10 protein-coding genes are annotated in these 13,589 nt (G+C 63.9%); 6 read left to right on the forward strand and 4 right to left on the reverse strand.

Annotation, left to right across the window (positions count from 1 at the left end):
* Positions 1-53: 53 nt before the first annotated feature.
* From ACT53T_RS12930 to ACT53T_RS12945, 4 genes are all read right to left on the reverse strand, one after another.
* The gene (locus ACT53T_RS12930) at positions 54-2,555 is read right to left on the reverse strand and encodes an NERD domain-containing protein (protein WP_476161511.1); all 2,502 of its coding nucleotides are present in this window, start codon (positions 2,553-2,555) and stop codon (positions 54-56) included.
* A gap of 141 nt (positions 2,556-2,696) precedes the next feature.
* Complete coding sequence (locus ACT53T_RS12935) at positions 2,697-4,478, reverse strand: site-specific integrase (protein ID WP_476161512.1); 1,782 nt, start codon at positions 4,476-4,478, stop codon at positions 2,697-2,699.
* Positions 4,479-4,970: 492 nt separating this feature from the next.
* Positions 4,971-6,410 (reverse strand): sensor histidine kinase, encoded by a 1,440-nt coding sequence (locus ACT53T_RS12940; protein WP_476161513.1) that lies wholly within the window; start codon positions 6,408-6,410, stop codon positions 4,971-4,973.
* The gene (locus ACT53T_RS12945) at positions 6,407-7,087 is read right to left on the reverse strand and encodes a response regulator transcription factor (RefSeq protein WP_476161514.1); all 681 of its coding nucleotides are present in this window, start codon (positions 7,085-7,087) and stop codon (positions 6,407-6,409) included. Before ACT53T_RS12945 ends, ACT53T_RS12940 begins: the two co-directional genes overlap by 4 nt.
* Positions 7,088-7,299: 212 nt before the next feature.
* Between ACT53T_RS12945 and ACT53T_RS12950 the strand changes: the two genes are divergently transcribed.
* From ACT53T_RS12950 to ACT53T_RS12975, 6 genes are all read left to right on the forward strand, one after another.
* The gene (locus tag ACT53T_RS12950) at positions 7,300-7,722 is read left to right on the forward strand and encodes a hypothetical protein (RefSeq protein WP_476161515.1); all 423 of its coding nucleotides are present in this window, start codon (positions 7,300-7,302) and stop codon (positions 7,720-7,722) included.
* 59 nt (positions 7,723-7,781) lie between these two features.
* The gene (locus ACT53T_RS12955) at positions 7,782-9,998 is read left to right on the forward strand and encodes a TonB-dependent siderophore receptor (RefSeq protein ID WP_476161516.1); all 2,217 of its coding nucleotides are present in this window, start codon (positions 7,782-7,784) and stop codon (positions 9,996-9,998) included.
* A gap of 61 nt (positions 9,999-10,059) precedes the next feature.
* On the forward strand, positions 10,060-11,253 hold the full coding sequence (locus ACT53T_RS12960; RefSeq protein ID WP_476161517.1) for a PepSY-associated TM helix domain-containing protein: 1,194 nt from the start codon (positions 10,060-10,062) through the stop codon (positions 11,251-11,253).
* 101 nt (positions 11,254-11,354) lie between these two features.
* Positions 11,355-11,798 carry a hypothetical protein gene (locus tag ACT53T_RS12965; protein WP_476161518.1) on the forward strand — a complete coding sequence of 148 codons (444 nt, stop codon included), beginning with the start codon at positions 11,355-11,357 and terminating at the stop codon, positions 11,796-11,798.
* Between the two features lie 202 nt (positions 11,799-12,000).
* Entirely contained in the window at positions 12,001-12,501 is a 501-nt protein-coding gene (locus ACT53T_RS12970) for an RNA polymerase sigma factor (RefSeq protein ID WP_476161519.1), read from the forward strand.
* A gap of 41 nt (positions 12,502-12,542) precedes the next feature.
* The gene (locus tag ACT53T_RS12975; protein ID WP_476161520.1) at positions 12,543-13,475 is read left to right on the forward strand and encodes a FecR family protein; all 933 of its coding nucleotides are present in this window, start codon (positions 12,543-12,545) and stop codon (positions 13,473-13,475) included.
* Positions 13,476-13,589 lie beyond the last annotated feature (114 nt).

Genomic DNA, 13,589 nt, shown 5'->3' on the forward strand with positions numbered 1-13,589 from the left:
CGCGCACGCCTTCTTCTCGGCCGTATGCATTGCCGCCGCTGTCGCCTTCTATCTCAATCAATGAGTCCTGAGCCTAGGCTTCCATCGGCGCCGTCGGCCAAGGCCTCGGCGATCTCGGCGCGGATCCCCTCGCGCGCTCCTTCGGCTTCCTCGTCCAAGGCGCCGAGCCACGTCAGCGCGTCGATGACGCTGGAACCAATGGCCCAGTTGGCCGGCGCGACGTCGAGATCCTGGATGGCTCGGGTGAGTTCGGCCAAGGTCTTCTCGGACGCTTCGCGCGCGAAGCAGATTGCCTCCAACGTCGCCAGCTGCACGTGGTAGGGCTCTCGGGAAAACCGGTGGCGCAGAACGAAAGTCAACTCTTTTGCGAAGCGGTCCCGCTCTTCGGCGCCGAAGAACGAACGTCGATTTTCCAGGTAGAAGTGCAATTGGCCCGACGAGAGGCTGGACACATCCAGCAACGGCAGAGGCGAGGATGACTCACTACCGCGGCCGCGATACCCATGATGGTCGATCCTGGAAAAGCCGATCTGCGATCCGAAGCCGTAGTACGCCAGTGCGAAGCTCTGGCTTCTGAGACCCACGTTTGCGGCTTTCGCTTCCGGCGCAATCCGGGTTCGTTCTTCCAACAGCCGAGCGTCCATCGCTGCGCAGAGATCCAGATAGTCCTGCACGCCGTCGGCGGAGGTCGCTAACTGCCCGATCGCGCCAAGGCAGGCCAGTTCCCCTCCCGTCCACGTGCGCTGGCCGCTCTCGGACCACCGCACCGGATAGGCGGGGCTCTCGGTGTCGAGTTCAAGTGTGACGGCTTCGATCTCGGCAATGCACTTCGCCTTCGCCGCTAACATTAGTTCCTTCTCGGTCGACTTGACGAGATGGCCATATGCCCCCCTGCCGGCGGCCGCGATCAAGTTCGAACTAGTGACCGCTGCCAGCACATCGCGGCAGACCCTACGGTCTTCGATCGCGGTGATGATCTCGCCCGCCAAAGGGGCCAGTAGCGGCGTTGAAAGGCGGGCGCCGAAAGCCGTGGGGTCGTCCGCGGCCTCTGCCGCCAGCCCGAAGGCCGCCGATCCATTGAGCAACATCTCATGGGCGAAAGAAACCCGCCCCACGCGGCGTACGAGGAGTCTGGCCGTGAACAGAGCATCGCATGTTTCGAAACCGATCCCAGCGTCCCGCAAGAAGTCGTCGACTCGCGCCTCAGCCATTGAAAACGCCAAGTCGCGATGAAGCGCGACCGCGAAGCGTCGCAGGCCGTAAGCGCCAGCCCGTGCGTGGACTCCAAGCCGCGTGCGAATGTACTGGTCGACGAGGGCAAGGCGCGTGGTCTCCCCTATCAGGCTGGCGCCGACGCCGCCGACCATCTCAGCCTCGAAACCGCTGCCGATGACCTCCAGGAATTCGATCGCGGCAGCATCCAAGCGACCGCCCGCGCGCTCGGCGATTCGACGCTTCAGCCCCGCGCTTGGCCGCCCAATTGATATTAGGGAGAGCCCTTCGAATCCGGCGGGCGGCGGCGCCTGCGAAGTGATGACGATCTTGGCGTCATATCCCCGAGCCAGGGCTCGCAGCCCCCGCGTAACCCTAGTGTCGGATCCCGCCAACTCGTTCAGCCCATCTACGATAAAGAAGATATCGTGGTCACTCTTCGCTGCCGCGCGCAGCAGATCCGACGATGCGGCGTCAGTCAGCAGGGCAATTTCACGCCGGATGGCCTTCGCCCAGTCGCCCGCGATGTCCTTCGCGGCGAAGTAGAACACAGGGGAGCCTGCGGCCGCGAGCCGCGCGGCCAGCCACTTCGCCATAAGTGTCTTACCGCAGCCAGAAGGTCCCACGATCGCGAGGCCAAGCGCCTCGCCGGCCGCGCGTTGCAGCGTGCCCGGCAAGTCGTCCTCGGCTATCCAGCGATCGCCTTCGTGTCCGTACTCCTCGACGACCGCGGCATTGTAGCGCCGCAAGATCTCAATCTGCGTGCGAAGATGACCCGAGGCTACGGCCTCCTGCACGGTAACCCGGGTCAAGGACAATGACGCTGCAAATTGGCGCCAATCTTCCAGGCTCCATGGACAATTTCTCGAACAGATCGAGAAATTGACCGAAAAATCGGCCAATGTCGTTACACCGACCTTGAAGTCCCCCGGCGTGAGAGTGGATCCCGCCGGCAGCCCGCCGAAGAAAATGACCCATGCATCGGGATAGAAACCGCCGACCGATTTGAGGGCGGACATAGCGCTCCTAAGCGCATTCTTCCCATCGAGCGCCTGCTGATAGGCGTTCCGATAGGGCCGCCACGCGCCACTGACGTCGAGCCGCTCCCATGGACCATTCACGGCGCCGCGGATAGGCGCGCGGGACTGTTTGACCTCGAAAACCGTCACCGACTCGGGCGTCGCAACAATACAATCGAGTTGTTGGCCGCCAATCTGCACATTGGCGAAGATTACGTAATGGACATGAGCGCGATCAAGCCGGCCGACAATATCCGCGAGAATGGCGCGCTCGGATGCGATTTCGAGCGCCGCGCCGATGTAAATTGCGCTCTGTCCGTCCAAAATGCTCACCGGCGTGGAATGATGTCAGCATTGTAGCATGATGCCGACATGAGGCGAATGTCGCCGTGCCGCCACAGGTTCCTGCCTCCCTCCCGGGCTCAGTAATCGGGCGCCGGTCGAACAGATCGATCATTCGAAATTTCAGACGATCGGCACAGGCGTGAGTTCGCCATATTCGGCTTTCAGCTTAGCCGTGAGCAAAATATTGACGATATCGAATTGGACCTTCAGCTCGGTCCCGAGCGCCGCTCTCGCCTCGTCGAGCGTCAGGTCGATCGGACCGTAATTGCCGGGCACGCCCTGGGCCGCGTGTCCGAAAAGCCGATCGCGAATCCGCTGCGGCAATTTCATCGCGTCGTACCAGCCCGCCAGGGTGTGCCTTCCGCTGTAGAGCGTGAGGAAATCGCGTTCGAATTCATGCGCGCCTCGGACGTACTGCCAGGACTTGCTCAGATAGTGCCCCCACATTTCGCGGCCGCTTCCAGGGTGACGATAGACATGCCAGTCGGGAAATAGCCGAGTCTCCCCGCGCGCCTCGAGCGCGATTTTCAGGTCGACGATTCCGAGGTCGACGATGAGGCTCGGGATGGGAACGCGCCGATAGGCGTTGTCCGTTTTCAGCTCGCGAGACTTTTCGCCTTTCGCTTTTTTGGTTTTCGTCTTCTCGCGGCGCATGTCGATGAACCAGAACTCTCCATCCCGAACGATATCGCTCGTGCGCAGCTTACCGATCTCCGACGGCCGCAGACCCATGAATATGTGCAGGATGTATCCCCAATAGAGCCCGTTCTGGACGAAAAATCGACCAGGCTGCCAGATATGCGCCGGCGATTCGCAGCCGGTGAAAAGCGGCAGCGCGAAAAATCTCAGCAATTCTTCGTCGCGGAACGCGTCGCGCGGCTGCGGCGCGACGAGGGCTGCGCACTTCGCATTGAAGGTGAAACCGGGCGCATTCCAATCGGTCTTCGCCTTCGCCCATTCCAGAAAGGAATTCATCGTCCCGAAATAGGTGTTCTCGACCGTCGTCGAGCTGATCCGCGTGAGATTGTCGATGCCCTCGCGCTGGCCGTAGAGGTAGCGGGAATACAGCGATTTTCGATGCTCGCCGGGAATATCTTTTCGGCCCGGAATTTCCGTCAGGGCCTGCTCGAGGCGCCGCAGGTCGCGCGCGCTGATCTCCGTGAGGCGCTTGTCGCCGAGGAATTCCAACGCGAATTTCAGCACGCGGCCATGAGACTCGTCGCCGCGCCGATCTCCATATTGCTGGGCGAGGGCGGCGAGCCGATCGTCGATCGCTTGCGCGAGCGTATCGTGATGGGCGAGGTCGTCTTTTTCCTCGTGCGGCGCCTCGGTGATGGGCGCGGGCGCCGGCGCGGCAGGGGGAGCTTCTGCGATGGGTGGAGCGGCAGCCCGAGCTCCGAATCCGTCGCCGAATTCGACAAAACTCTCGTCGCGCCCCCATTCCGAGACGATCCGTGTGACCGTCGTGCCGTTGTCCAGCTCCGGACGGCTGCCGAGCGTGGCGGAATAGTCCGGCCCACGCCCCTTCGGCAGGCCGAACTTCGCTTTTATTTCGGGGGTCATTTCGATGGCCCCGGACAGGTCCACTTCGCGCGGCTCTCGGGGAGGCCGAGGCTTGCTTGTCGCTTTGTTCCCACGGAGCGCTTCGTCGATCTTCACGTTGCGCTCGACGAAAGCTTTCCAGACCGGCCAAAAATCGGGCGAATGGACGCCGATCGGATGGCCGATCGCCCGGGTGGCGGCGACGAGGCAGAGGCCGGCGCGCTCGAGCATCTCCCATTCGACCCGCTGGTCCTCGGTATAGGGACCCGGAACCCGCATAGCCTCGGCGATTTGGGCGAAACAACTCACCGTCCTGGCGCGGTAATCGGGGTCTATTCTGAACTCGACGATGATCGGCATGATACGCGACAGCCTTCGGAGCGCGACCGCGTAGGAGGCGGTCCGCAGTGCGAATCGGACATGTTTTTTAGGGTCGCCGGGATTCGCGAAAGGGTCAAACCGGATCTGGAACCAATAGCGGCCGTCCCGCCGCATCAAAAAGCTCGCCCGCGCCATGCGCATTCCACCGCCGTTCGGCGTGGCTCATGAACGTGGCCCTTCGATGCGGAAGGGCCACGGAGAGCCGACTACCAGCGTACGGCTAAACCATTGTACGAATTGGATTGTTTCGGCGTTACGGCGAGTGGTAGCGGAGGACCGTTTCCGCCGATCCCCCCGACTAGAATCACGTGTGTTCTCGCTTTCGCTGGCGCGGCCCGCTACCATTGCGGCAGGAAAGTTGGTCGATGTCACATCCTGATGAGGCGATTTGCGGAGATACGAAGGCCGAGAGCGTCTCGGGTCACCGGCGCCATCTGTTCAGCGCACCGGATATCGTGTCGGCGCCGAAATTCATGCTGGCCAATCGGTTCGTGGTGGACGTGGTTGTTGAGCGCGCGGACCGGGCGTTGCGCCGGGTGCGTCCCCGGCGAGTGGAAGCGACACGCGCAAGGTCGCGCCGCCGCCGGGGGTGTCTTCGACCGAGATACGTCCCGCGAGCTTGTCCATCAGCTCCTTGGCGATCGCTAATCCGAGACCGGCGCCGGCGCTGGCGTTTTCCTTACGCCAGAAGGGTTCGAAAATGAACGCGCGGTCGTAGCGCGATATTCCCGGACCATGATCGATGACGGCGATCTCCGGCCCCGGGCCGACGCTCACGATGACGCAACCGTCAACCGGCTCCGCTCGCAGAGCATTGCCGATGAGATTGGCCACGACGCTCTCCAGAGCGAGCCGCTCTCCCCGGACCGATATGAAGCCTTCGCCTTCTTCCGAAAATTCGAGATGTCGACGCATCTTGAGCGCGAGCCGCACATGGAGGTCGACCATCGTGCGGCCGAGCTCGACGATGTCGATCGCCTCTTCGAGATTGGCGCCGCGCTTTTCGAGACGTGCGCCGGCCAGCAGCTGCTCGACGATATTGCGGATGCGTGAGGCGTCGCGGCGCAGATCGGTCATCAGGCCTTGCTGCTGCGGCGCGTCGAGCCGCTCGAGAAGGATGGCGACGGGCGTGCGCAGCTCATGGGCGGCGTTGGCCAGGAAGCGCCGCTGACGTTCCGCGCCTTCGTCGAGCCGCGCGAGCGCGCCGTTCATGGAGTCGACGAGCGATGAGATTTCCGCCGGAACGCCTTCGAGCGTCAAGCGCTGATGGAGCGAGCTCAAATCGATTTGTTCCGTTTGTTGCGCCACTCGCTTCAGCGGTTCGAGCCCGCGCTTGAAGGCGAGCCATCCGACGCCGACGGCTGCGAGAACCTCGAGAACGAAATATCGAAGATAGCTCTGGAACTCGATCTGCAGCGTGCGCAGAAGGTCCCACCACTCGAACAAATGACCGTAGGTCGCGACGGTGACGCGTCCAAATGGCGTCTCCATCAGCGAGAGATGGCCTTTGCCAACCTCGAAGCCATCGCCGTCGATCGAGAAATGCATGTGAGTGGTGCGGATGCGGCGCAAGATCACGAGCTCCGCGACGAGCGCCGGAGACGAGCTAGCCAGCGGCAATTTCGTTTCCCAATCGAAGACCGCGAAGCGCAAATTCGGCGCGCGTTCCATCTCGGCGCGCAGGGCCGGCGAAGGGTCGATCGACATTTCGCCGCTCGTCGAACGGCGCAGCGACTCGACCACGATGTCGTTCGTCCTCGGAACCGCGAGCTCGTTTCTGTCGCGCTCGAGCATGAGCAGCGCGCCTTCCTCGACGAAGAGCTCGATCGCCAGCGTGGTCAGGACGACGCCGACGATCTGCGCTGCGAGGAGATAGAGAACGAGGCGCCGAGACAGAGACGGCGCTTTCACGCCTCGGCCTCGGTCAAAATATAACCCCGTCCGCGCACGAGATTGATCTCGACGCCCGCGTCGGCTTCCGCGAGATGCTTTCGGAGCCGCGACACCAGAGTGTCCAGCGCGCCGGGAGAAACAGCGTGGTTCACGCCATAGACATCCTCGAGCAGATCGGTTCGTGAAGCGACGCGGTCGGCGCGCCGCATGAAGGCCTCCAGCAGCACGAACTCGCGCTTGTGAAGATGAAACGGCCGCCCGCCGACCAGCGCCTGTCGGGCCATCACGTCGAAGGACAGGGAGCCGAGGACGATCGGCGGCAGCGGCGCGCCTCCGCCGCCCTGCCGCAGGCGGGCGCGCACGCGTGCGAGAAACTCCGGTCCGTCGAATGGTTTCGTCACATAGTCGTCGGCGCCGGCGTCGAGCCCCGCGACCTTGTCGCGATTGGCGTCGAGGGCAGAGACCATCATCACGCCGATGCGCGGACGCAGCGCGCGGATTTCGCCGATATGGGCGGCGCTGTCGCCGTCGGGTAGGCGCCGGTCGAGCAGAACGAGATCGTAGGGGAATTGGCGCAACGCCTCCAGCGCCTCCCCGATGCTTGTGGCTATGTCGCAAGAAAAGCCAGCCCGATCGAGACGTCGTCCGATGAGCAGGGCCATATCCGGTTCGTCTTCGACGACGAGGAGCCGCATCCTCGTTTCCTCCCACAACCCCGACGACGAAAGTCGGGCGCTCCCCGAGAATACGGATTTCAACGGGAGATGGAAGAACTGTGGCGCCAGCGCAACAGCGGGCGGCTTTTTCGAGGCCGTCGGTGGCGGCAGATCGGCGTAAGACGGAGAGATATACGGTCTGGCGGCAACCAGCGCTGGCCTTCACAAGGGGCGCCCGGCCGAGGAGCCCCATGTTCAGTCGATCGAGCAGCCTGCCACGCGCGCGCCGAACCAGGGTCTCGGTGCGTGCTATCCACGCCTTGCTCGTCGCTCTGCTCGCCTTGCTTCAGGTTTCATTGAAGCCGGGGGCGCTCCCGTCGCTGGCGGCGATCGAGGGCTGGAGCCGCGTGATCGCGTCGCCGGCGCCTTCCTGCGACGGCGACGCGGGCGATCGCTCGTCCGGTCATGATCGTCGCCATGCGCAATGCTGCCTGCTGTGCAATGGACGCGATTCGAGCGGGACGGCGCCCGATGCGCCACGCATCGTCGTCGCGACGACGGCGCCTATGCTCCTCCGGCGTGTGTCGATCCGGCAAACAGGCGCGCCACGCGCGCAGCGTCCGCTCGGCTTTGCGACATCCTGGTCGCCACAGGCGCCTCCGACCTTCTCCTGAACGCCCCGTCCTTTCCGACCTTCGTCGAACGCGCAGAATGCGCGCCAGGAGAATTCCCCATGTCGTCTTCGATGCTATCGCGCGGCGTTTCCGCCAGCGCGTTGACCCTCGCTCTCGTCTCGGCTTCCGCGCTCGCCCAGGAATCGCTCCCGACCATCGATGTCGGCGCGGATTCCTCGAACGGCCGACAGCCCGCCGCGGGCTTGCCCGGCGGAGCGAGCGATCCAGCCGCCTACCGGAGGCCCAATTCCACGACGGCGACCAAGACCGACACGCCGATCAAGCTCATTCCGACCAGCGTGCAGATCGTGCCGCATCAGGTGCTGGTCGATCAGCAGGCCGTCGTGATCGACGACGCGATCAAGAATGTCAGCGGCGTCTTCTCCTCTCCTTATGTGGGCCTGCAGGGGGGCTGGAACATTCGCGGCTTTCTCGACTACGCCTATTACTTGGACGGCGTGCGGGTGAACCCCTTCACGGCGCTACCGCCGCGCGAGACCGTGGATGTGCAGCAGATCGAAATACTCAAAGGTCCGGCCTCGATTCTCTATGGCCGCATCCAACCCGGCGGACTCGTCGAGGTCACGACCAAGCAGCCACAGGCGGAGCCGCATTACGAGCTGCAGCAATTGTTCGGCTCCTACGGCCGTTATCGCACGACGCTGAGCATGACCGGGCCGCTCGATGCGGAAAAGAACCTGCTCTATCGTCTCGACGCCTCCTATGAGAGCGCCGACTCGTTTCGCGAGGGCTTGCACGGCAATCACGTCTTCGTCGCGCCGAAGCTGAAGTGGTCGCCGACGCAGGACACCTCCGCCACCTTCTATCTGCAATATTACAGCGGTCGCGACCCGATCGACGGCGGCATTCCGGGGCTCTATAGCAAGCTCGTCCCGAAATCGTTCAATGTCGTGGCGCCTGTGCCGATCTCGCGCAATTTCGGGTCGCGCGACGCCGCTCTGCTCACGCGCTATGATCTGCGTCTCGGATATCGCTTCGAGCATTCCTTCGACGCCGATTGGAAGCTGACGCACCGCTTCGATATGAACATACGCGATGTCCCCGAAAAATGGGTGGACGCCTACAATCCAAATCCCGCGGGCTGCTCGCTCGCCGGCTGCCGGGTGGACCGAGACGCTCTTTCGATTACTCCGAACACGGAGCAAAATTATTTTACCAGCCTCGACGTGAACGGGCATTTCGACACATTCGGCCTGTCTCACACTCTGCTAGTCGGCGCGGATGGCTATCACACGAAGAACGATGCGACCTTGACATTCAACTGGTCGAATGTTCCGTCGTCCGACCTGTTCAATCCGGCGAGCCCGGGCGACCTTCTCCCTTACACGGCCGCCGTCGACTCGTCCTTCCGGCAGGTGATCCGCGAGAGCTGGTACGGCGTCTATCTGCAGGATCAGATCGCGCTCCCTTACGATTTTCATCTGATGGCCGGGTTCCGTTACGACTCGGCTCATAACTCGACCGACAGGACCAATCGCGTTCCCGTCTTCTCGACCAAATACACCGTGGTCGACGCCGATGCGGTGAAGCCGCGCGTCGGCTTGCTGTGGCAGCCGCTTCCGCAGCTCTCGCTCTATGGAAATTATGTCGAGGGGTTCGGCGCCTCCAGCGGAGTCAACGCCGACAATCGGGCCTTGCCGCCCGAAGAGGCGCGTCAATGGGAAGGCGGCGTCAAGCTCGATCTCTTCGATAGCCGGCTGAGCGCCACCGCTTCCTGGTTCGACATTCTGAAGACGAATGTGCGCACGCCCAGTCCCGATCCAGCGCTCAATGCGGCGGGATTCAAGATCTCCACCGGCGCCGTGCGCAACAGCGGCGTCGAGCTCGACGTCCAGGGTCAGGTGACCGACGAGATCAAGCTCATCGGCAGCTACACGCATATCGACTCGCAGATCGTCTCCGACAACAGCGGCGCGCAGGGCAATCGTTGGTGGGGCGTTCCGCGCGACGCCGGGAGCCTGTGGGCGGTCTACGAGCCACAACTCGCGCTCTTGCGTGGCGCGGCGTTCGGCGCCGGCTTCGTGTCGCGCGGCAGCGTCGAGGTCGACCGCGCCAACAGCTTCAGCATTCCAGGCTATACGGTCGTCGATCTGATGGCGCGTTACGGCTTCGACTATCTCGGCAAGAAGGTGACCTTCCAGCTCAATGTCGGCAATCTGCTCGATCAGACCTATTACATCTCGTCTGGTTGGACAGGCGGATTCATTCCCGGCGCGCCGCGAACTTTCAAAGGCTCGGTGAAGGTCGAATTCTGATCGCCTCGCGCGGAGCGGCCTCGATCCGCTCCGCGCCACGCGCCTTTTAAATGGAAAGCTCATGACGCGCGGATTCTGGCTCCTGCTCCATCGTTGGATCGGCCTCGCCGTGGCGGCCTTCCTCATCGTCGAAGGTCTTACCGGCGCATTGCTCGCCTTCCTGCCGGAACTGAACCACTGGCTGACGCCGCAGCTCTATCCGGGTCCTCATGCGGGCGTCGAGCTCGACTCGGGAGCCCTCGCATTGCGCGCCGAGGCGCTGGCGCCGAACGCGCGCGCGAGGACGGTGTATCTCGGTCGCATCGGCACGGCGCGCATCGGCATGGAGGCGCGCGTCGACTCGGCGCCGCTCGACTTCGACTATTTCTGCCTCGATCCCGTCACGGGCGCGGAGCTGGGGCGGCTGCGATGGAACGAGGCGCCGATCTCGATCGAGCGCATTATGCCCTTCGTCTACAGCCTCCACGAGACGCTGGCGATCGGGAGCTTCGGCGAATGGATATTGGGTATCGTCGCGCTCGCCTGGACCATCGACTGCTTCATCGCCTTCTATCTGACGCTGCCGGCCACTAAGGCCGGGTCGGCCTTCCGATTTCTCACCCGCTGGCGGCAGGCGTGGATGGTGAAGCTGCGCTCGTCCTTCTTCCGCGTCAGCTTCGATATTCATCGCGCTGGGGGCCTATGGCTTTGGGCGCTGCTCTTCGTCTACGCTTGGTCGAGCGTCTGTTTCAACATGAACAGCGTCTATACGAGCGTGACGCGCCTTCTGCTCGATTATGATCGGCCCATGTGGGCGCAATCTGTCACCGGAGCCGCTCGAGAGGTTCGCGCGCCGATCGGCTGGAGTGAAGCGCAATCCATAGGGTCGCGTCTCATGGAGGAGCAGGCGCTCGCGCGCGGCTTCTCGATCGTGCGGCCTCTGGCGCTCTATGCGCTGCGCGGGAAAGGGCTCTACGAGTATCGCGTGCGTTCGAGCCTCGATATCGGCGATCGCTACGGCTCGACCGCTCTGTTCTTCGACGCCTATAGCGGCGAGCTGCGCCGGCTCGATCTGCCGGTCGGCCAACACGTCGGCAACACGCTCACGACCTGGCTCCTCGCGCTGCATATGGCGAATGTGTTCGGCTTGCCGTACCGTATTCTCGTCGTCGTCCTGGGGCTCGGGATCGTCGCTGTCTCGGTGACAGGCGTCTACATCTGGTGGAGAAAGAGAGCCGCACGACATGTGCAGCGGCGGTCGTGCGGCGGGTCCTGACCGAGCGGCGTGAGCGGGCAGGTTCGGGGCGCCGACCCTGTGGCGCGCATGTGACAGGCGGGCATTCTTTTCATATCTCCGCCTCGCCACTCTTGACAGCTATGCTTGCGTCGCTCTCAATCGTCGTCATGGACAGGATCCGGATCGGCGTCACGACATTCCCGCGCTGTGCGGCGGTCTGCCTGATCGCCTTCCTGTTTCTCCTCGAAGCAATCGCGCCGGCACATGCGATCGGCTGGAACGCTGCCCATTCGTCGGATATGGGCTGGAGCATCGATCGTTCCGACCTCCCGAAGGCGTGCCGTGGCGCGGACCCGGGAGGGTCCGGCTCGCCGATCGACGGCCATGAGGGTCACACGGACTGCATCTGCTGCGCCTCGAGCGCGCGCGACGGTGCGATCGCCATCGGCGTCTCGTCGCTGGCGTCGAATCGATCGCCGGTTGTTTCATCGGCGGTTTCGATCGCCGGTTTCAATCGCGTCGTCGCTCTCCGGACCTCGGGCTGGTTGAGCGCCTGGTCGTCACGAGCGCCGCCGGCCGCCTGAGCCGATCAGGCCGTCCGCCGTCGCTCGAGCGGCGAGATATTGCGATCATCGCATCATCACCGATGAAGATCGCGCGACCTCCGGGCGTCGGCTCGAGACAGTCGATCAGCGCGGAAGGCCCGTCGACCCGACGGGATTCCGGGATATCCGTCGAGCGTCGCGCGCCATTCGACTTCCCTTCGCGTCCGTCAGGTCCGTCGCAATGTCCGACAGCAAATTCGGCGTTCTCGCCCAGGCCTTCTTCCTCCGGCAGCCAGATCTGCTCAAATTTCTCAAGCGCCGGGTCGGCGCTCAGGACGCGCCGGACCTGCTCCAGGAAACCTATGTCCGGGTGCGCCGCTACGCCGCCAGCGAGGCGATCTCGAACCCCGAGGCTTTTCTCTTCACGACGGCGAGCAATATCGCCAGAAATCATCGGTCTCGGCTCGAGACGGAGCAGAAATACCTCGACGCCGGCGGCCTTCCAGAGGACGTCCCGGAAGCCCGCCCGCTCGCGGACGATCATCTCGACGGGCAGCGCCGAATGCAGCGTCTCGAGGAGGCGATCCAGGGGCTGCCGCCGCGCTGCCGGGAAGTTTTCATCCTGCTGCGCATCGAGGAGTTGCCGGCCGAGGAGGTCGCGCGGCGGCTCGGCATTTCCCGCAACATGGTCCAGAAGCACTTGCAACTGGCGCTCCTGCGCTGCCATGACGTGCTGGAGTGACGTCGGGCGTCGGCGAGCCCGTTCTCCGAGGGAAGGCTGGAATGGATAGCGACCCCCTGCCGTCCGGCGACCGGGAACGTCGCGAGGCGGCGATCGAATGGTTGTCGCGGATCAGGGCCGGCGCGATGACGCGCGCCGATCGCGACGCGTTCGACGCATGGCTCGCGGCGGACGAAGCCAACCGCGCCGCCTTCGAAAAGGCCTTCGCTCTCTGGCGGGATGTGAAGGGCCTCTCGATTCCGGCCGTCGCGGCGCCGTCGAGACGGCCGCGCCGGCGGCTGGCTGCCGCCGCGCTGGCCGCGACGCTGCTCCTGGCCTTTTTCGCCAATGATCTCGCGATCCTGTGGCGGGCGGATTTTTCCACCGGCGTCGGCGAATTGAGGACGCTGACGCTGGAGGACGGCTCGCGCGTCGAGCTCAACGCCGATACGGCGATCGCCAAGCGCTATTCCGGCGGCCGTCGACAGCTCACGCTGCTCAAAGGCGAAGCTTGGTTTCATGTCGCGAGCGATCCCGCCCGGCCTTTCGTCGTCGAAGCCGCGGGCGGAACGACGACGGCGCTCGGCACCAGCTTCGACATTGCGATAACCCCCGGCGGCGCGCAGGTCTCGGTGACCGAGCACGAGGTCGCCGTCGCCGCCGCGGGCGGGACGGCGATCGTCGCGGAAGGACAGCAATTGTCCTACGGCTCGGCTCTGTCCGCTCTGGTCGCGCATCCGGCCGATGTCGAGGACGAAGCGGCATGGCGGCGCGGCTATCTCATCTTCCACGACAAGCCGCTCGGCGATGTCCTCGCCGCCATCGAGCGGCATTTCCACGGACGCGTGCTGGTCATGACCCCGTCGATCCGCGCCCGCAAGGTCAGCGGCCTGTTCCAGGCGTCCGAGCCGCTGGAGTCCATTCGCGCGATCCAAGCGTCGCTCGGCATACGAGCCGCCCGTGTTGGAAATTACCTCATAATTTTGTGGGGTTAGAGTCTCCTCCGCCGCTACGCCGGGCGTGCCGCGCCGTGACGGACGCGCAACAGGCGGCAAAAAACTTCTCGTCCCGGACATCAACAATCCGCGACGCCGGCTGTCAGACTCATT

It is taken from the genome of Methylosinus sp. DMC45 (assembly GCF_056313885.1).